General features: G+C 32.6%; 1 protein-coding gene. It reads right to left on the bottom strand.

Going from position 1 to position 386, the window contains the following annotated elements:
- On the bottom strand, nucleotides 1–386 hold a 386-nt coding region (locus tag E3E51_RS12990; protein ID WP_277346774.1), incomplete at both ends, for a carbamoyltransferase N-terminal domain-containing protein.

Raw genomic sequence — 386 nt, 5'->3', positions numbered from 1 at the left:
GAATCTAACACTTCTATCTTATTCCCTCTTCCTATACCAATCATAGTAGTTGAAAAATCGCCTGACCCATCAATACTTAAAATAGCAGCTTCTTCATAAGGAGAAGCATAAAATGCAGAGGCCATGTGGCTTCTGTGATGTTCTATATTATGAATTTTGGGTTTTAAAATAGCAGTGTTTATACCTGACAAAACATTTAACTCTTCTTCTATACTTGCTACCTTTTTTTGATTAAAAAACCTGTTTTTTACAAAATGAAAAGAACTGAAAGGATGCTTTGCAACAAATGCTAGCTTCTTCCACTTTTTAGCATTTACATCTCTACCTATAGCAACATAATCTACTTCCTGCAAAGTAATACCTGCTTCTTTTAAACAAAAATCAAC

The sequence above is a fragment of the Thermococcus sp. 21S7 genome (assembly GCF_012027615.1).
In the GTDB taxonomy this organism is placed as follows: domain Archaea; phylum Methanobacteriota_B; class Thermococci; order Thermococcales; family Thermococcaceae; genus Thermococcus.
The sequence above is the reverse complement of the archived record's forward strand: the minus strand, read 5'-3'. Positions and strand labels throughout refer to the sequence as shown.